Consider the following 1,190-nt stretch of genomic DNA (forward strand, 5'->3'; position numbering starts at 1 on the left):
CACATTCGATCGCGTTTCCTCAGGGTAAATGCGGTCAAATGTGGGAGCGAGCCTGCTCGCGAAGGAGCCGGAAAAGCCCACAGGTCGGTCTACTGACACACCGCCACCCGTACTGCCCTAGAATGACCTGATGCACCCCATAAGAACAACGAGAGTGACCTGATGATGCAAGTGCAACTGTTGAGTCAGCGCAGCACTGTATTCGACCATGCCGACCCATACGCGGTGTCGGGCTACGTCAATCAGCATGTCGGCAACCATTGCATCCTCATGCCCCGCGCCGGGCGGCCGCTGGCCAGTCTCAACCACCGCAAATTTGCCAGCCTGGACCTGTGCCGCATCAGTTACGGCGGCAGCGTTCGCGTCACTTCGGGCGCGCTGGAAAGCATCTATCACTTGCAAGTGTTGCTGCAGGGCAATTGCCTGTGGCGCGGACACGGGCAGGAGCACTACTTCGCCCCCGGTGAATTACTGCTGATCAACCCCGACGATCCGGTCGACCTGACGTACTCCGACGATTGCGAAAAATTCATCCTCAAAGTCCCCACGACGCTGCTTGAGTCCGTCTGCGATGAGCAGCGTTGGCGCTATCCGGGGCAGGGCGTACGGTTTCTGGAGAACCGTTATCAGCTCAATGAACTCGAAGGTTTCGTCGGCCTGCTGGCGATGATCTGCCAGGAAGCCGAAGCCACCGAGCAGATCCCCAAGGTGCAGGAGCACTACGCGCAGATCATCGTCAGCAAGATGCTCAGCCTGATGAAAACCAACGTCAGCCGACTCGAACTCGGCTCGCAGACCGCCACTTTCGAAGCGATTGCCGACTACATCGCCCGCAATCTCAAGCAGAACATCGACAGCGAAGAACTGGCGCGCCAGGCGCACATGAGTTTGCGCTCGTTGTACGGCCTGTTCGAACGCAACGCCGACACCACCCCGAAAAACTACATCCGCCAAAAACGCCTGGAGCGCATCAACGCCTGCCTGAGCGACCCGACCTGCAATGTACGCAATGTCACAGAGGTGGCCATGGATTATGGTTTCCTGCATCTGGGACGGTTCTCCGACAGCTATCGCAAGCAATTCGGCGAATTGCCGTCCGATACCCTCAAGCGGCGCCACTGAGGCCAACACATTGATGTTGCCTGCTCTGACGTTTTCGCGAGCAGGCTCGCTCCCACATTGGATCGCGT

General features: G+C 58.4%; 1 protein-coding gene. It reads left to right on the top strand.

Features of this window, described 5'->3' with window-relative positions:
- Positions 1–162: 162 nt before the first annotated feature.
- Entirely contained in the window at positions 163–1,122 is a 960-nt protein-coding gene (locus ACW9HW_RS30125; protein ID WP_095193606.1) for an AraC family transcriptional regulator, read from the top strand.
- The last annotated feature ends 68 nt before the right edge of the window (positions 1,123–1,190 follow it).

It is taken from the genome of Pseudomonas sp. SDO5532_S415 (assembly GCF_054071155.1).